The organism is Allobosea sp. BE125, from assembly GCF_031456075.1.
In the GTDB taxonomy this organism is placed as follows: Bacteria; Pseudomonadota; Alphaproteobacteria; order Rhizobiales; family Beijerinckiaceae; genus Allobosea.
On the sequence record NZ_JAVDTY010000001.1, the window covers coordinates 865,157 to 881,166 of the forward strand.

16 protein-coding genes and 1 tRNA gene are annotated in these 16,010 nt (G+C 65.9%); 13 read left to right on the forward strand and 4 right to left on the reverse strand.

What is annotated here, in order from left to right; genetic code table 11:
• Window positions 1-378 precede the first annotated feature (378 nt).
• The 4 genes from J2Y55_RS04040 to J2Y55_RS04055 all read left to right on the forward strand — a co-directional run bounded on the left by J2Y55_RS04040 (window position 379) and on the right by J2Y55_RS04055 (window position 4,582).
• Window positions 379-954 carry a hypothetical protein gene (locus tag J2Y55_RS04040; protein ID WP_310147858.1) on the forward strand — a complete coding sequence of 192 codons (576 nt, stop codon included), beginning with the start codon at window positions 379-381 and terminating at the stop codon, window positions 952-954.
• A 440-nt stretch (window positions 955-1,394) separates the two neighbouring features.
• Window positions 1,395-2,369, forward strand: a complete 975-nt coding sequence (locus tag J2Y55_RS04045; RefSeq protein ID WP_310147861.1) for a GAF domain-containing protein — start codon at window positions 1,395-1,397, stop codon at window positions 2,367-2,369.
• A gap of 148 nt (window positions 2,370-2,517) precedes the next feature.
• Entirely contained in the window at window positions 2,518-4,035 is a 1,518-nt protein-coding gene (gene adh, locus J2Y55_RS04050) for an aldehyde dehydrogenase (RefSeq protein ID WP_310147866.1), read from the forward strand.
• A gap of 139 nt (window positions 4,036-4,174) precedes the next feature.
• Window positions 4,175-4,582 carry a DUF779 domain-containing protein gene (locus tag J2Y55_RS04055; protein ID WP_310147869.1) on the forward strand — a complete coding sequence of 136 codons (408 nt, stop codon included), beginning with the start codon at window positions 4,175-4,177 and terminating at the stop codon, window positions 4,580-4,582.
• Window positions 4,583-4,779: 197 nt separating this feature from the next.
• Here J2Y55_RS04055 and J2Y55_RS04060 read toward each other — a convergent pair.
• Window positions 4,780-4,856, reverse strand: a tRNA-Met gene (locus tag J2Y55_RS04060).
• A 244-nt stretch (window positions 4,857-5,100) separates the two neighbouring features.
• On the opposite strand from J2Y55_RS04060, the gene J2Y55_RS04065 reads away from it, so the two are divergent.
• The gene (locus J2Y55_RS04065) at window positions 5,101-5,511 is read left to right on the forward strand and encodes a hypothetical protein (RefSeq protein ID WP_310147874.1); all 411 of its coding nucleotides are present in this window, start codon (window positions 5,101-5,103) and stop codon (window positions 5,509-5,511) included.
• Between the two features lie 65 nt (window positions 5,512-5,576).
• Here the strand turns inward: J2Y55_RS04065 and J2Y55_RS04070 are convergent, their stop codons facing one another.
• The gene (locus J2Y55_RS04070) at window positions 5,577-6,224 is read right to left on the reverse strand and encodes a class I SAM-dependent methyltransferase (protein ID WP_310147878.1); all 648 of its coding nucleotides are present in this window, start codon (window positions 6,222-6,224) and stop codon (window positions 5,577-5,579) included.
• A 56-nt stretch (window positions 6,225-6,280) separates the two neighbouring features.
• The gene (gene mnmA / locus J2Y55_RS04075) at window positions 6,281-7,465 is read right to left on the reverse strand and encodes a tRNA 2-thiouridine(34) synthase MnmA (RefSeq protein ID WP_310147880.1); all 1,185 of its coding nucleotides are present in this window, start codon (window positions 7,463-7,465) and stop codon (window positions 6,281-6,283) included.
• A 238-nt stretch (window positions 7,466-7,703) separates the two neighbouring features.
• On the opposite strand from mnmA, the gene J2Y55_RS04080 reads away from it, so the two are divergent.
• The 8 genes from J2Y55_RS04080 to flbD all read left to right on the forward strand — a co-directional run bounded on the left by J2Y55_RS04080 (window position 7,704) and on the right by flbD (window position 15,675).
• Window positions 7,704-9,242 carry a flagellar hook-length control protein FliK gene (locus J2Y55_RS04080; RefSeq protein ID WP_310147882.1) on the forward strand — a complete coding sequence of 513 codons (1,539 nt, stop codon included), beginning with the start codon at window positions 7,704-7,706 and terminating at the stop codon, window positions 9,240-9,242.
• A gap of 17 nt (window positions 9,243-9,259) precedes the next feature.
• Window positions 9,260-9,949, forward strand: a complete 690-nt coding sequence (locus J2Y55_RS04085) for a flagellar hook assembly protein FlgD (RefSeq protein WP_310147885.1) — start codon at window positions 9,260-9,262, stop codon at window positions 9,947-9,949.
• Window positions 9,950-10,059: 110 nt separating this feature from the next.
• The gene (gene sciP, locus J2Y55_RS04090) at window positions 10,060-10,335 is read left to right on the forward strand and encodes a CtrA inhibitor SciP (protein ID WP_038359348.1); all 276 of its coding nucleotides are present in this window, start codon (window positions 10,060-10,062) and stop codon (window positions 10,333-10,335) included.
• Between the two features lie 197 nt (window positions 10,336-10,532).
• Window positions 10,533-12,206 (forward strand): flagellar basal-body MS-ring/collar protein FliF, encoded by a 1,674-nt coding sequence (fliF, locus tag J2Y55_RS04095; protein WP_404978805.1) that lies wholly within the window; start codon window positions 10,533-10,535, stop codon window positions 12,204-12,206.
• A 14-nt stretch (window positions 12,207-12,220) separates the two neighbouring features.
• On the forward strand, window positions 12,221-13,303 hold the full coding sequence (fliG, locus tag J2Y55_RS04100; RefSeq protein ID WP_404978806.1) for a flagellar motor switch protein FliG: 1,083 nt from the start codon (window positions 12,221-12,223) through the stop codon (window positions 13,301-13,303).
• A 2-nt stretch (window positions 13,304-13,305) separates the two neighbouring features.
• Complete coding sequence (locus tag J2Y55_RS04105; protein WP_310147888.1) at window positions 13,306-13,905, forward strand: FliH/SctL family protein; 600 nt, start codon at window positions 13,306-13,308, stop codon at window positions 13,903-13,905.
• Window positions 13,906-13,915: 10 nt separating this feature from the next.
• Window positions 13,916-14,266 carry a flagellar motor switch protein FliN gene (gene fliN, locus J2Y55_RS04110; protein WP_310147891.1) on the forward strand — a complete coding sequence of 117 codons (351 nt, stop codon included), beginning with the start codon at window positions 13,916-13,918 and terminating at the stop codon, window positions 14,264-14,266.
• Between the two features lie 44 nt (window positions 14,267-14,310).
• A complete protein-coding gene (gene flbD, locus J2Y55_RS04115) occupies window positions 14,311-15,675 on the forward strand; it encodes a sigma-54-dependent transcriptional regulator FlbD (RefSeq protein ID WP_310147894.1) in 1,365 nt (454 codons plus the stop codon).
• 15 nt (window positions 15,676-15,690) lie between these two features.
• Here flbD and J2Y55_RS04120 read toward each other — a convergent pair whose 3' ends face one another.
• Complete coding sequence (locus J2Y55_RS04120; protein WP_310147897.1) at window positions 15,691-15,987, reverse strand: hypothetical protein; 297 nt, start codon at window positions 15,985-15,987, stop codon at window positions 15,691-15,693.
• Window positions 15,988-16,010: the final 23 nt, after the last annotated feature.

Consider the following 16,010-nt stretch of genomic DNA (forward strand, 5'->3'; position numbering starts at 1 on the left):
CCACATAGCGCCGGCAGCGAATGGCGGCCTGCGGGCCGCGACCGGATTTGATTGCAGCCTCGTCCTCTTCGGATGATTTGCGGCGTGAGGCAAGAGCCCGAAGCTGCCGCGTTGCGCCGGTTTCGCAGCGTTCCCGGCCCTGACGGCATGTGGCATGCCGGCGACGAGCCGGGAAGAGCGGGCAATTTCTGCCTCCCGGACCTCGCAACATGGCAAAAACTGCCGGTCCATTATGATGAATAACTATTTAATCAATTGATTCGATTGCGTTTTTCTCCGGCTCGACAATTGCGTGCCGCTTGCCCAGAGGGCCGGTACCGATGCGGCCTCCGCCATCGGCATCGATGACCCAAAAGGGGCCAGTCAGGAGAGCGTTCCATGAGTAGCGTATCGTCCAGCGCACAGAACTATTCCCGGTTCGAGACGCGCGTCCAAAGCCGGCTGAACGCCGACATCGCCTCGGGCAAGATTTCCGCAGCGGACGGGACTGCGCTCGGCAGCGCACTTGGCGACATTCAGCAGCAGCTCACCGCCAGCTCGACCCAAAGCACCTCGTCTTCCACGAGCGGGAAGCTGGGCACGACGGTCGGCTCGCTCATCGATGGCGAGGTGTCGTCGGGAAAGCTGACCAGCGCCCAGGCCGACGAACTCAAGAGTCTGCTCGGGGGCGGGCACCGCGTCGGCGGCGGTCACCATGGCCACAAACCCCACGCTGCCAAGAGCGACAGCAGCGATCAGGATAGCAACGATACCCAGACGGGGCTCGCCGGGGTGCTGAACGCAGCTTCCTCCAGCTCGACGGATTCAAGCTCCGCTGCCGATCCGCTCGCGGAATTCCTCAAGGTCCTGCAGAGCGCCCAGCAGACCTTGTCCAGCTCATCCTACAACGCGGCCGGCGCGAGCGCGACCAAGACCCCCAGCTCAAGCCTGGGCCTCGTCGACACCACCGCCTGACAGCGCGGCGGTCAATGGAATGGCTGGGATGAAAACGGGACGGGCCGACGCATGTCGGCCTGGTCCTCGTCAATCTCGTCGGAGAACCGCACCCCGTTTGGGGACAGTGCTGGTAGCGGGAGAGGGCATCTTATCGCTGCCCCACACACCCAAGCGCCCGGGCAATTTCGGTTTAGCGACCGAGCCGAGCTAAAAACAAGCCCCGACCTTCGCGCGCCAACCTCTTGGCGATGAGGAAGCGATTCCGGCTTGGACGACGTAATCATTGCATGTTGGGCCAAGCTGAAGTCCGCCTTACCCAGAACGAGCTGTTTGGGAAGCCGACTTGGTTGACAACCAGACCGGAACGGCCGGAACATGTCTGAAATCGCATGCAAGCGATGGCGTCGCTGCCCTCGGCCTCAAAAGACATGCGAGGCGGGTGGAAACGGGTGTCAGGCATGGCTGAGACGGGGCGAGCCCATCACGCCAATCGGATATATTCGACCCTGAGCAACGCGGCTGCCGTCGGGCAGTCTGCGGTGGCGGCGTCCTGGTCGCGCTCGGTCGTGAAGTACGGCCTCGACCCTGATCACACTCGTCCGCCCTGGCGCCTCGGTCAGGCTGAATTCGATGCTGCCTTCGAACGCCTGGGTCCGTTGATCAGGCTGGCGCAGACCTCTCTGGATCGCCTCTTCCAGTCTGTCGACGATGCCGGCTGCTGTGTGCTGCTGACGGATCGCGAGGGCATTCCGCTCGACCGACGGGGCGCTGCCGGAGATGATCTCGACTTCCGCAACATGGGCCTCTGGACCGGTATGGTCTGGAGCGAGGCCTGCGAGGGCACGAACGGCGTCGGCACCTGCGTCGCCGAAGGTCGCCCGCTGACGATCCATCGCGACCAGCATTTCCTCACCCGCAATATCGGCCTGAGCTGCACCGTCGCCCCGATCTGGGATGCGCAGGGACGGTTGATCGCGACGCTGGACGTTTCGACTTGCCGCGCCGATCTGACGCCGGCCATGCTGAAGCTCGTCGCCAGTGCGACCGTCGAGGCGGCGCACCGGATCGAGGCTCATCATTTCCGGATGGCCTTTCCGAAAGCGCGGATCGTGGTTGCACAGGACGGCGCCGGCGGAGGCGCCGGGCTTCTAGCTGTCGACAAAGGAGATCTCGTCATCGGCGCGAGCCGCGCCGCGCGATTGGCCTATGGTCTGACCGATGAACGGCTCGCGCAGCCCTTTCCCGCGGAAGACCTGTTGATGGGCCATGAAGCCAGGCCAGGCGAGGAACTGAGCGTCGCCGAGCGCGGCGTCGTGCAGAGAGCGCTGGCCCGGGCCAATGGCAATGTCTCCGCCGCCGCCCGCGCGCTCGGGGTCAGCCGCGCAACCATGCACCGCAAGCTTGCGCGGCTGGGGCTTGGACGCGCCCGATAAGGCCAATTCAGCGATTTCTTCAGCGATCTGTCGCAAAGCTGAGACAGTTTTGCTGCCGAAAATTCGGTTCTGATCCTGACAACGGCGCTGGATAGGGCCGATCCTCCTGCTCAGGGCGCGGCCTCAAGGCGCCGCCAAGGAGGACACCATGAACAAGCCAGAATTCATCCGCTCGTCCGCGACGCCGTTCAAGGCACGCTACGGCAATTTCATCAACGGCAAATGGGTCGAGCCGATCTCGGGGCGCTATTTCGAGAACAGCTCGCCGGTGAACGGCCGGCTACTCTGCGAGATCGCACGCTCTGACGCCAAGGACATCGAGGCGGCGCTGGATGCTGCGCACGCCGCCAAGGACGCCTGGGGCCGCACCAGCGCCGCCGAACGGGCTCTCCTCCTCAACAAGATCGCGCAGGTGATGGAGGACAACCTCGATCTCCTGGCGCAGGCCGAGACCTGGGACAACGGCAAGCCGATCCGTGAGACGACCGCTGCCGATATGCCGCTGGCGATCGACCATTTCCGCTACTTCGCCGGCGCAATCCGCGCGCAGGAAGGCAGCCTCTCCGAGATCGACCACGACACCGTTGCCTATCACTTCCACGAGCCGCTAGGCGTCGTCGGCCAGATCATTCCCTGGAACTTCCCGATCCTGATGGCGGTGTGGAAGCTGGCGCCCGCGCTTGCCGCCGGTAACTGCGTCGTGCTCAAGCCCGCCGAGCAGACCCCTGCCTCGATCTTGATCTTCGCCGAGCTGATCGCCGACATCCTGCCGCCGGGCGTGCTCAACATCGTCAACGGCTTCGGCCTGGAGGCAGGCAAGCCGCTGGCCTCGTCAAACCGCATCGCCAAGATCGCCTTCACCGGCGAGACCACGACCGGACGGCTGATCATGCAGTATGCCAGCCAGAACCTGATCCCGGTAACGCTGGAGCTGGGCGGCAAGTCTCCGAACATCTTCTTCAAGGACGTCGCGGTCGAGGACGACGACTTCCTCGACAAGGCGATCGAGGGCTTCGTCATGTTCGCGCTGAACCAGGGCGAGGTCTGCACCTGTCCCAGCCGCGCGCTGATCCATCAGAGCATCTACGACCGATTCATGGAAAAGGCGTTGAAGCGCGTCGAGGCGATCAAGCAGGGCGACCCGCTGGATCCCTCCACCATGATCGGCGCGCAGGCCTCGTCGGAACAGCTCGAGAAGATCCTGAGCTACTTCGACATCGGCCGTCAGGAGGGCGCACAGGTGCTCACGGGTGGAGAACGCAACGCGCTGCCGGGCGATCTGGCTGGCGGCTTCTACGTCAAGCCGACGGTTCTGAAGGGCCACAACAAGATGCGGGTCTTCCAGGAGGAGATCTTCGGGCCGGTGGTTTCGGTGACGACCTTCAAGGATGACGAGGAGGCGCTCGCGATCGCCAACGACACGCTTTATGGGCTCGGCGCCGGCATCTGGACGCGCGATGGCAGTCGCGCCTATCGCTTCGGTCGCGCCATTCAGGCTGGCCGGGTCTGGACCAATTGTTACCATGCCTATCCGGCCCATGCAGCCTTCGGCGGCTACAAGCAGTCCGGCATCGGCCGCGAGAACCACAAGATGATGCTCGACCACTACCAGCAGACCAAGAACATGCTGGTCAGCTATTCCCCCAAGAAGCTCGGCTTCTTCTGAGAGGCCTCCCCGAGGCCTGAAGCAGGGCCACTTCCCGGCACGATCCGAGGCGCTTGTCGCCGCGCATCGTGCCGGGCTATCGCGATAGGTCGGCGGCAAGGGCATACCGCCGGCGGTTCCAGGTGCAGGACGCTTCGACATGAGCGAGCAAGCCATCCAACAAGTCTTGGCTACGCCCGCTGCGCTCGACCTGATTTCCAGGCTGCAGGCGGAACACGGCCCTGTGCTGTTCCACCAATCGGGCGGCTGCTGCGATGGCTCCTCGCCGATGTGCTACCCGCAGGACGACTTCATCGTCTGCGATCATGACGTGAAGCTCGGAGAAGTGGGCGGCGCCCCGGTCTATATCAGCGGATCGCAATTCGCAGCCTGGCGGCATACCCAGCTGATCATCGATGTGGTGAAGGGGCGGGGTGGCATGTTCTCGCTTGAGAACGGCACAGAGCAGCGCTTTCTGACACGCTCGCGCGCCTTCTCCGGCGAGGAGATGTGCCGTCTCGATGCTAGGCGCCTTGATTTGGCAAGCGAACGCGCGCCGACGGCTTAAGCAGCGATCGCCGCCGTCTTTGCGGCCGCACAACCTGGGTCAGTCAGCTGTTGCGTTGGTTGCTGCGACGCCAACAGGAACACCAGCCGTCCCGAAGCATGCCAGCGCTCTGAGCGCACACTCAGGGTCTTGCGCGGTTAGCGAAAGCCCCTTGAAAATGGGCAATTCGTACGTCCACAGCCAATGTCGGCATGTGTTGGTAGCGGGAGAGGGACTCGAACCCCCGACACGCGGATTATGATTCCGCTGCTCTAACCAGCTGAGCTACCCCGCCCCGAGACGAAGGCTCGCCGCTGACGGCGTGCCTTGGTGAGGGCGCGTATAGGGGGCGAAGGGTGATGCCGTCAAGCCTCCGGACGGCGTGGGATGCAATCATATGACATGCGCGTTACGCTCTTTGCGGCGGGTATTGTAGGTTTGCCATGCGCTCATTGCATTGGCGCAGCCTTGAAGCCCGGATGCGACGGCTTAGCTGATAGTCAGACCGGCGTCAGGGGCCGCTGCGGGAATGGCCGACGATGATCGCCGCCATCGCACCGCTGCGCAGTCGGTCATTTCGGAGGCCGCTTTTGATGGCAACGCTGATTTCATCCTTCACAGTTTCGTTTGCGCAGTCCCTTTTGACGCATGCCAGGTTGCGTATTGCCAGGCCGCGCATCGCCCAGACCGTGGCTGCCATCGCTCTCGGCGTCGCGGCGTTCGGCGCCATGGCGAGCGCTCCGGCCGTTGCCGCCGAGCGACCTGCCTGGGAGACCGCCTGCGCCTACAAGCAGCCCTCGGGCATGTTCGGCAACGGCTATACGGTGGTGGCCGACATGTGCGCGCGCCTGCGCTCCTGCCAGGCCATCTCGGATCGGGGTGGCGACCTCGCGCAGGCGGGGTGCTTCGACTTCGAGCCGGCGCCGCGCCCGGCTGGCCGGCGTTCCTGAAACAGGCTTCGGCCCGGCAGGTCTTCCGGCCCGGCAAGCTTGGCGCCTGCCGGGCCGGAATCAGATCAGGTCGTGGCGGGTGGATTCGACGCAGTCTTGCGCAGGCGGACGACCTTGAAATAACCCCGGCCGACATGGACGGTCTCGTAGCGTCCAGTGCGCTCCGCCCAGTCGGTCAGGCGGCTGACCTTGAAATCCGTGCTCCAGCCGATTGCCTTGGCGAGGGGAGCGAGTGCAGCCCAGAATGGCGCGAGCAGGCCGCCATCGTCGACGAGGCGGCTTGAGATCACGATCTCGCCGCCGGGCTTCAATACGCGGTCCATCTCGGCCAGGGCCTGCTCGGGGTCGGGCACCAGCGTGATCACGAATTGCGCGGTCACGGCGTCGAAGCGCTCGGCCTCGAAACCCAGGCGGCAGGCATCCATCACCATCAGCCCGCGGACATGGGCGAGCCTCTGGCTCGCGACCTTGCGGTTGGCGACCTTGAGCATGTCGAGCGAGAGATCGGCCCCGAGCACGCGCGTGCCTTGCGTGAAATAGGGCAGGGTCAGCCCGGTGCCGACGCCGATCTCCAGGATGTCGGGGCCGCAGGCGCAGGCCGCCGCGACGGCCTCGCGCTGTGGGCGGGCCAGCATGCGCAGATAGATCTTGTCGTAGAACCTGGCCCAGGCCGCGTAGGCGCGCTTCTGGGCTTCGAGGTGAGTCACCGACATGGAGCGGCTCGCAGCGATTGAGGTTGCAGGGAAAGCCGGGGTGAGCGGCGTCGGGCTCAGGGCTGCGCGAGGGCGAACGCAGGCTCGGGCGCCAGCATAGCGAGCGGCGGCCGCAGGATCGTGCCGCCGCCGAGCACACGCGCATCGGGGCACGCATCGGTGTAGATGACGCAAGCCTGGCCGGGCGAAACGCCCTCTTCATCGCTGGCGAGTTCGATCTTGAGGCCGTCCTCATCGCGCATCAGGCGGGCTTCGCGCGGTGCCCGGGTCGAGCGCACCCGCACGGCGACATCGAGCCCCTCGGCCGGGAGCGCATCCAGGGAGAGGTCGCCGAGCCAGTTGACGTCGCGCAGCCTGATCTCGCGCACGCCAAGCGCCTCGCGCGGGCCGACGATGACACGGGCGAGATCGGCATCGAGCCGCAGCACATAGAGCGGCTCGGCCGCGCTGAGGCCGAGCCCCTTGCGCTGTCCAACGGTGTAGCGCAGCACCCCGTCATGGCGCCCGAGCACGCGCCCGTCGAGATGGACGATCTCACCGGGGCGCGAGGCGCCGGGCTTCAGCTTCTCGATCACATCGGCATAGCGGCCATTGGGAACGAAGCAGATGTCCTGGCTGTCGGGCTTGTCGGCAATGCCGAGCCCGAGTTCGGCGGCGAGTGCGCGGGTCTGCGCCTTGTCGATGCTGCCGAGCGGGAAGCGCAGCAGATCGAGCTGCTCCTGCGTCGTCGCATAGAGGAAATAGCTCTGGTCGCGCGCGGCGTCGGCAGCGCGGAACAGGCCACGGTGGCCGGTGCCGAGGTCGCGGCTGACGACATAATGGCCGGTCGCCAGCGCATCGGCGCCCAGCTCCTGGGCCAGGCCCAGGAGGTCGCGGAACTTCACCGTGCGATTGCATTCGACACAAGGGATCGGGGTCTCGCCGGCGAGATAGCTCTCGGCGAAGCGCTCGATCACGGCGTCACGGAAACGGCTCTCATAATCGAGCACGTAGTGGGGGATGCCGATGGCCTCCGCGACGCGGCGGGCGTCGTGGATGTCCTGGCCGGCGCAGCAGGCGCCAGCGCGGTGCACGGCCGCGCCATGATCGTAAAGCTGCAGCGTCACGCCGATGACGTCATAGCCCTCGCGCTTCAGCAGCGCGGCGACGACGGAGGAGTCGACGCCGCCGGACATCGCCGCGACGACGCGCGTGGCCGCAGGCGGCTTGGCGATGTCAAGGGAGTTGAGGGGCGTGGTCATGCGATGGTCCGGTCCGGGACGGCGGCGGATGCGATCGGCGGTTCTATACCGGCTTTGACGCGCGCCTGCCAGCACGCGATCGGCAAATCCTGCCGGGCTGGGGTGCAAGACCGGCGCTTCTTGCCGTCATGCTGATCGTGCGATGCAGCTAAGTCATTGATATAAATTGTTCATTGCGTGGCGTGGGACTTGCTCCCCGGAGGGGCGGGTGTTGTGTTGCCCGCGTCCGGAAACGCCGATGTCTGTTCAGTCGCTCACGCTTTCGTCTGCCTTGACCGAGTCCGCTCCCGTGCGTCGTCGCGCGGCAGAGCCGGATTCCGGTCGCGCGGCTGAGGCGTTCACGCTGCCAGACGATACGCCTCGCGAGACGGCCTCCCGCGCGCAGGACGCTTCCGCGCCGCGCCCGAAACCCGAGCGGGGGCAGGCCGAGGATCAATCGTCGCCGCAAAGGCCCGATACCAAGACGAGTGATGCCAAGACGAACGCTGCCAAGACGAACGAAGACAAGGCGATTGACGACAAGGCGAGCGTGGACAAGACGGATGCTGCCAAGACGGACGCTATAAAGCCAGACGCTGCCAAGACAGACGCTGCAAAGACGAATGGCGTCACGCAGACGCTGATCGCCGTCAAGCCGGGCGAGACCACGCCTGGCGCTCAGGCCGCCACGGCCTCGCCCCCGGTGCAGCAGGATATCGGCGCGCTCGTCAGCATCGCCGTCGCCACGCAGGCCGAAGCGCCGGCGAGTGGCGAAGCCGTAAAGGAGAAGGACGCCAAGGGCGTCAAGGACAAGGCGACCGAGACGCCGGCGGCGGACCCCTCCGCGCTTCCCACCACGCCAGTCGAAGGCATCATTGTCCCGGCACTGCCGACCATCGATCTGTCCGCCGCGATCGTTCCAGGCGCCGTGCCCGCTGCTGCAACCGAAGCGGCTGCGCCCGCTGCGGGCGCCGTCCTGGCTGCCGGGATCGCCAAGGCTGGGCTCGCCTCGCCGAAACCCGCTGTCGCCGCCTCCTTGCAAGGCGATGCCGCCATCGGCGGTGTGGGGGCTGATGCCGGGGGGCCCGCGGATGGCGCGGGTGGCAAGGCGCAGCTAACGGTCGGCGGGCAGCAGAGCGCGCATGCGGCCAAGACTGCCAAGGAGGAGCCAGCCGCGTCTTCGACCGCGCCGCAGGCTGAATTCAAGCCGCTCGAATTGCTGCAGACGCCGCAGAACCTGGTCGATCTTTCCGCGTTGGCGCAGCCGCGCGCCGGCAAGGCGGGCGCTGCCGCTGACTTGACCGCCCCGGAACAGGCTGCCGCCGGGCAGGCCACGACGGCCCATGGCCAGCCTGCCGCGGCCACGCAAACGACGCCGCTCCACATGGTTCCGATCGAGATCGGGATGAAGGCGCTGGCGGGTTCGCGGTCATTCGACATCAGGCTTGATCCGGCGGAGCTCGGCCGCGTCGACGTCAAGCTCGAGGTCTCCGACAAGGGCGAGGTCAGCGCCAGGCTGGTCGTCGACCGGGTCGAGACGCTGCACATGCTCCAGCGCGACTCGCGCACGCTGGAACGGGCCTTCGAGCAGGCCGGTCTCAAGCCATCCGATGCGGGCGTCGAGATCAGCTTGCGCGATCCCGCCGACCAGTCCGGCTTCCGGCAGAACCGGCAGCAGGACGACGCGCCGCGCCGCACGCCGACCGCCATGGAGACCGGCGAAGACATCGTCGTGCCCGCCCAGCCAATCCAGACCCGCCGCCTCGTCAGGCTCGGCGGCGTCGATCTCAGCATCTGACGGCAAGGAGAAGCACCATGGCCGTTTCCAACACCTCCTCGACGACGGGCGCGGGGTTCCAGAACACCTCCTCGACGACGACGAGCAGCAGCACAGTGTCCGGTTCGCAGACGGCGATCGCCGGGAATTTCGACCAGTTCCTGTCGCTGCTGACGACGCAGCTCAAGAACCAGAGCCCGCTCGACCCGCTCGACACCAACCAGTTCACCGCCCAGCTCGTGCAGTTCGCCGGCGTCGAGCAGCAGCTCAAGATGAACGACACGCTGAGCGCGCTGCTCACGCTCAACAAGGCGACGACGACGACGGATGCGGTCGGCTTCATCGGCGCGACGATTACCGCCGACGGCGCGACGGCGCCGCTCAAGAATGGATCCGCCTACTGGTCGGTGAACATGGCGAGCGCCGGCACCGCCAACATCACCGTGAAGGATTCCAGCGGCTCGGTGGTCCGGACCCTGACGACGAGCCTCGCCGCCGGCGAGCAGACCGTCCAATGGGACGGCAGCACCTCGACCGGTGGGACAGCGCCCGCTGGCGACTACACCATCACCGTCGACGCCACCGATGTGTCCGGTCAGGCGGTGGTCGCCAAGACCGAAATCATCGGCGTCGTCGACAGCATCGATCTGAGCGGCGATGCGCCGATGCTCAAGATCGGCACGATCAGCGTCCCGATCGACAAGGTCAAGAAAGTGATCAAGGGCTGATGGCGTCCGGCGCGCAGATAGGGAAAGCCGTCCGATTCGCTTTAGGTAAATCTTAAAGCCGGACGCCTATGCTCAGCAGAAGTAGGTCTGTTGAGTTGTGTGAGTGTACCATGACCGAGCCTTTGCGACCGCGGGTGAAGTACGTGATCGGACCGGACGGAAGTCCGCTGACGATCGCCGATCTGCCGCCCATGAATACGCGCCGCTGGGTGATCCGGCGTAAGGCCGAGGTGGTTGCCGCCGTCCGCGGCGGCCTTCTCAGCCTTGAGGAAGCCTGTCAGCGCTATACGCTGACCGTCGATGAATTCCTGAGCTGGCAGATGTCGATCGATCAGCACGGCCTCGCCGGCCTGCGGACGACCCGCATCCAGCACTACCGCCAATAGGATCGCTTTTTCCGGTCCATTGCCCGGTCCATTACCAAGGCGTCGGTTCGATCGGACCGGCGCCTTTCGCATTTTCGGTGGCTATCGCCATCAATCCACCATTCGTTAACCCGGCGCTAACCATGCACTGGGAAAAACTTGCCTAGTGCGTCGTGCCTCGTGTGCGGCGATGTCGGTTTTGTGGAACGGATGGCTGCGTGAACGGCATCGTCGGTCAGTTTACGAAATTCGGAGCGGCGCGCCTGGCGGCGATGCTAGCGGTGACGCTTGGCCTTGTGGGCTTCTTCGGCTTCGTCATGCTGAGGATGTCGCAGCCGGCGATGAGCGTGCTGTTTTCCGACCTTTCGAACCAGGATGTCAGTGCGATCCTGAAGGATCTCGATACGCGCGGCATCAAATACGAGCTGCGCGGCGACGGGCAGACCGTACTCGTCGCCAAGGCCGATGTGCCGCGGCTGCGGCTCGACCTCGCCAGCAAGGGCATCCCGTCCGGCGGCGGCGTCGGCTACGAGATCTTCGACAAGGGCGACGCCTTCTCCTCGACCAGCTTCGTCCAGAACATCAACCATCTGCGCGCGCTGGAGGGGGAACTCTCGCGCACCATCCGCTCGATCAGCCGCGTCCAGGCGGCGCGCGTGCATCTCGTCATCCCGGAGAAGCGCCTGTTCGAGCGCGATCGCGAACCGCCGCGTGCCTCGATCGTGCTCAAGCTTGCCGGCGAACTCGACGCGGCGCAGGTGCGCGCCGTGCGCCATCTCGTCTCCTCGGCCGTTGACGGGCTCAAGCCCGAGCGCGTCTCGATCGTCGATGAGCGCGGCAGGCTTCTGGCCGACGGCGCCCAGGGCGAGCAAGGGCTTGTCGGGCTCGGCATCGACGAGCGGCAGATGGGGATCGAGAAGCGGGTCAAGACGCAGGTGGAGGATATCGTCGCCAGCGTCGTCGGGCAGGGGCGGGCGCGGGTCCAGGTCTCGGCGACCCTCGACGCCAACCGCATCGAGAGCCGCTCGGAGACCTATGACCCGGAAAGCAAGGTCATCCGCTCCAGCCAGAACCGCACGGAGAATGCGACGACGACCGATGGCGCGAACGGGGCGGTCACGGTCGGCAACGAACTGCCCGGAGCGCAGGCGGGGCAGGGCACCCCGCAGAATCAGAAGGACGCCTCCTCGAAGAACGAGGAAGTGGTCAATTACGAAATCTCGCGCACGACTCGCACCGAGGTGCTGGAGGGCGGGCGCGTCAAGCGGCTCTCGGTCGCGGTGCTGGTCGATGGAAACTACACCCGCAACGGCACCGAAGTCGCCTACCAGCCGCGCAGCAGCGAGGAGCTGGACCGGATCGGCCAGCTGGTGCGCATGGCGATGGGCTATGACGAGGCGCGCGGCGACAAGGTCGAGGTCGTCAATCTGCGCTTCGCCGAAGCGCCGCAGGCGATCGTCGAGCTGCCCGAACAATCCCTGATGCAGCAGCTGCTCTCCTTCACCAAGGAGGACCTGATCCGCTTTGCCGAACTCGGCGTCATCTCGCTGCTGACGCTGATCGTGCTGATGGTGGTGGTGCGGCCGCTGCTGAAGCAGGCCCTTGCGCCCGAGCCGGGCATGCGGCCGATCCCGAGTTTCATGCGCGAGGGCTTCGCCCTGGTCCAATCCGACGGCACCGGCGACCCTGCGAGCCCGCGCTCCGTGACGGGACCGGACGGCTCGCGCGAGATGGATGTCGAGGCGCCGTCCGAGCGCATGCTCGCGGTCGCGCAGATCAAGGGGCAGCTCAAGGCCCAGTCCGTCGAGAAGATCGGCGCGCTGGTGGCGCAGAACCCCGCCGATTCGGTCGCGGTGCTACGCGGCTGGATTCACGAAAAGTCCGCGGCATGACGGGACTTTGAGCCATGGCCGCTGAACGTTCCATCGCCACGCGCAACTCCAGCAGCCGGGATAGCGAAGCCGGTAGCTATAGCGGCGGCGTGACCACGATCGCGGAGATGAACGGACCGCAGCGCGCCGCGGTGATCCTGCTCGTGCTCGGGGAGGATCATGGCCGCACGATCTGGCAGGAGTTCGATGATGAGGAGATCCGCATCATCACCCGCGCCATGGCCGAGCTCGGGACGGTCGACGCCGACGAGGTCGAACGGCTGATGCTGGACTTCGTCGGCCGGCTGTCGAGTGCGGGCGCGGTCACTGGCTCGTTCGACCGGACGATCTCGCTCTTGGAGAAGATCCTGCCGAGCGATCAGGTCGCCCTGATCATGGAGGAGATCCGCGGGCCGGCCGGCCGCAACATGTGGCAGAAGCTCGGCAATATCGATGCGGTCGTGCTGGCGAACTTCCTCAAGAACGAATATCCGCAGACGATCGCGGTCATACTTTCGAAGATCAGGGCGGACCACGCCGCCAATGTTTTGCGCAACCTGCCCAACGAGCTCTCGATCGACGTCGTCAGCCGCATGCTGCGCATGGAATCGGTGCAGAAGGAGGCGCTCGACCATATCGAGAATACGCTGCGCACCGAATTCGTCTCGACCTTGACGCAAACCCGTCGGCGCGACCCGCATGAGATGATGGCGGAGATCTTCAACGGCTTCGACCGCCAGACCGAGATTCGCTTCCTCGCGGCGCTCGACGATTCCAACCAGGAATCGGCCGCCCGCATCCGGGCGCTGATGTTCACCTTCGAGGATCTCGGCAAGCTCGACCCTGCCGGGCTGCAGACGCTGATGCGGCAGGTCGACAAGGACACGCTTGCGCGGGCGCTCAAGGGCGCGAGCGAAGACATGCGCAACTTCTTCTTCAGCGCGATGTCGCAGCGCGCCACCAAGAACATGCAGGACGACATGCAGGGCCTTGGCCCCTTGCGCCTCAAGGAGGTCGACGAGGCGCAGGCCAAGATGGTGGCCTTGACCAAGGAGCTCGCCGACAAGGGCGAGATCGTCCTGTCCAAGGGCAATTCCGAAGACGAACTGGTCTATTGACGATGCGCACCGCCACGAAATTCACATTCGGCACCGATTTCCGCGAGGGCGGCCGGCGTGCCGCCGGCGAGGCCGATCTCGCCGCGGCGAAATCCGAGGCGTTTCGCGCGGGCGAGGCCCAGGCGCGACGCGACGCCGAGGGACAGCTCAACGGCATGGTCGCCCAGCTCGCCCGCACGGCCGAGCGCCTGCTCGCCCAGGAGGACGCCCGGACCGCCGCGATCGAGGCGCAGGCCGCCCATATCGCCATCGCCACGGCCAAGGCGCTGGCGGGCGCGGCGCTTGCCGAGAAGCCGTTGGCCGAGATCGAGCACGCCGTACGCGAATGCCTTTCGCATGCGCGGCTGGCGCCGCACCTCGTCTTGCGGGTGAACGAGGGCGCGGCGGAGGCCGTGGAAGCATTGATCGCTCGTCTGGCGCGGGAGAGCGGCTTTGCCGGGCGTCTCGTCGTGCTCGGCGAGCCGGAGATCGCTCCCGGCGACGGGCGCATCGAATGGGCCGATGGCGGCTTCGTGATTGACGCGCAGCGTCTGTCGCAACTGGTCGAGCAGGCTGTGACGGGCGTTTTCGGCCATGCCGGTCCGCGCAGCCTTGCCGAGTGAGGACACCAAGATGAGCCAAGGCAACGACTTGAACCTGCCACCACTGAACCCGGCCGATCTCTCCTTCGATCACGACGCGCCCTCGGTGGCGCGCTCGGGGCCGGTACCGGTCAAGACCGCCGAGGATCTGGAGCAGGTCTTCGACGTGCCGGTCACGGTCTCGGCGGTGCTCGGCTCGTCGCGGATCGCGGTCGGCGACCTGCTGCAGATCGTGCCCGGCGCTGTGCTCGAACTCGACCGGCGCGTCGGCGAGGCCATCGACATCTTCGTCAACGAGCGGCTGGTCGCGCGCGGGGAGGTCGTCGTGGTCGAGGACCGGCTCGGCGTCACCATGACCGAAATCATCAAGGCCGACCGGTGAAGACCGGCCGCCCCATCACGCTCTCATACGGAAAGGCCTGAGCCATGCGCCTCATCATCGTCGGCGGTCTCAAGGGGCAGATCATCGCGGCCGCCCGGATCGCGATCGCGCATGGCGCGAGCGTCACGCATACGGAGAGCCTCGACCAGACGCTCGCCGTGCTGCGCGCCAAGGGCGCGGATCTGCTGATGATCGACGTCGCTCAGCCGATCGCGAAATATGTCGCGGCGCTCGAGGCCGAGCGCATCCGCACGCCGATCGTCGCCTGCGGTACCTCGACTGATGCGCGCGCCGCCGTCGCCGCGATCCAGGCCGGGGCACGCGAATATGTGCCGCTGCCGCCCGATCCCGAACTGATCGCTGCCGTGCTGGAGGCTGTTGCGGCCGATCAGTCGAGCCTGATCTGGCGCGATCCGGCGATGGAGCGCGTCGTCCAGCTTGCGGCCCAGATCGCCCGCTCGGATGCCCCTGTGCTGGTCACCGGCGAAAGCGGCACCGGCAAGGAGGTGATCGCGCGCCATCTGCACCAGAAGTCGCTGCGCAAGGACAAGCCCTTCGTGGCCGTGAACTGCGCTGCCATTCCCGACAACCTGCTCGAATCGGAGCTGTTCGGGCATGAGAAGGGCGCCTTCACCGGCGCGGTGGCGCGACGCATCGGCAAGTTCGAGGAAGCGAGTGGCGGCACGCTGCTGCTCGATGAAATTTCCGAGATGGACGTGCGGCTGCAGGCCAAGCTGCTGCGCGCCTTGCAGGAGCGCATGATCGACCGTGTCGGCGGCACGCAGCCGGTCAGGGTCGATCTCCGCATCATCGCGACCTCGAACCGCAATCTGGGCGATGCTGTCCGCGAAGGTTCGTTCCGCGAGGACCTGTTCTACCGGCTGAACGTGGTGCATCTACGCCTTCCGGCACTACGCGAGCGGCCGGCCGATATCCTCGCGCTCGCCGACCATTTCACCAAGAAATATGCCGAGATCAACGGTCTGCCGCTACGGCCGCTGGCGAGCGATGCGCGCAAGCTCCTGCTGACCAATTCATGGCGGGGCAATGTGCGCGAACTGGAGAATACGATCCATCGCGCCGTGCTGCTGGCGCAGGGACCCGAAATCGGCACCGAAGCCGTGATGACGCCGGAAGGCGAGACGCTAGGCCCTGCCAGCGGCAGGGATCCGGCGGCGCGCGCGGCGCAGACGGCGGAGGCGGTGACGCGCTCGCTCGTCGGTCACACGGTCGCCGATGTCGAGCGCGAACTCATTCTCGACACGCTGGATCATTGCCTCGGCAACCGCACGCATGCAGCCAAGATTTTGGGGATCTCGATCCGGACGCTGCGCAACAAGCTGAGCGAATACGGGGCGGCCGGCATCGCTGTCGCGGAGCCGGGTCAGGCGCGCATCAGCGCAGCCTGACCCGCTCCCGTCAGGTCACCAGCGGCGATAGCGGCGATAATAGCGCGGCCTACGGTAATAGCGCGGGCGATAATAGTACCGCGGACGGGCATAATAGCGCGGTCGGCGGTAGTAATAATACTGGCTGAACTCGACGTCGGTCTTGTCCAGGCCGTCCTTGACCTCAGCGGCGATCTGGTCGTCGGCCTTGGCCGGCTGTGGTTCCGGCATTGGTGCGGGCTTGGGCTGAGCGGCTTCCGCGACAGCCATACCGCCGAGACTGGCCGCGGCCATCCCGCCGATCAGCGTCATGATGAATGAGCGTCTATCCACGACATCCTCCGAAGACTGGTTTT

Excerpts from the sequence above, each read along its gene's own strand:
- J2Y55_RS04065 (WP_310147874.1), top strand. The coding sequence starts at position 5,101 with ATGATCGCCGCCATCGCACCGCTGCGCAGTCGGTCATTTCGGAGGCCG.
- J2Y55_RS04080 (WP_310147882.1), top strand. The coding sequence starts at position 7,704 with ATGTCTGTTCAGTCGCTCACGCTTTCGTCTGCCTTGACCGAGTCCGCT.
- J2Y55_RS04070 (WP_310147878.1), bottom strand. The coding sequence starts at position 6,224 with ATGTCGGTGACTCACCTCGAAGCCCAGAAGCGCGCCTACGCGGCCTGG.
- J2Y55_RS04040 (WP_310147858.1), top strand. The coding sequence starts at position 379 with ATGAGTAGCGTATCGTCCAGCGCACAGAACTATTCCCGGTTCGAGACG.
- J2Y55_RS04055 (WP_310147869.1), top strand. The coding sequence starts at position 4,175 with ATGAGCGAGCAAGCCATCCAACAAGTCTTGGCTACGCCCGCTGCGCTC.
- J2Y55_RS04045 (WP_310147861.1), top strand. The coding sequence starts at position 1,395 with ATGGCTGAGACGGGGCGAGCCCATCACGCCAATCGGATATATTCGACC.
- mnmA (WP_310147880.1), bottom strand. The coding sequence starts at position 7,465 with ATGACCACGCCCCTCAACTCCCTTGACATCGCCAAGCCGCCTGCGGCC.
- J2Y55_RS04085 (WP_310147885.1), top strand. The coding sequence starts at position 9,260 with ATGGCCGTTTCCAACACCTCCTCGACGACGGGCGCGGGGTTCCAGAAC.
- J2Y55_RS04105 (WP_310147888.1), top strand. The coding sequence starts at position 13,306 with ATGCGCACCGCCACGAAATTCACATTCGGCACCGATTTCCGCGAGGGC.
- sciP (WP_038359348.1), top strand. The coding sequence starts at position 10,060 with ATGACCGAGCCTTTGCGACCGCGGGTGAAGTACGTGATCGGACCGGAC.
- fliG (WP_404978806.1), top strand. The coding sequence starts at position 12,221 with ATGGCCGCTGAACGTTCCATCGCCACGCGCAACTCCAGCAGCCGGGAT.
- adh (WP_310147866.1), top strand. The coding sequence starts at position 2,518 with ATGAACAAGCCAGAATTCATCCGCTCGTCCGCGACGCCGTTCAAGGCA.
- fliN (WP_310147891.1), top strand. The coding sequence starts at position 13,916 with ATGAGCCAAGGCAACGACTTGAACCTGCCACCACTGAACCCGGCCGAT.
- flbD (WP_310147894.1), top strand. The coding sequence starts at position 14,311 with ATGCGCCTCATCATCGTCGGCGGTCTCAAGGGGCAGATCATCGCGGCC.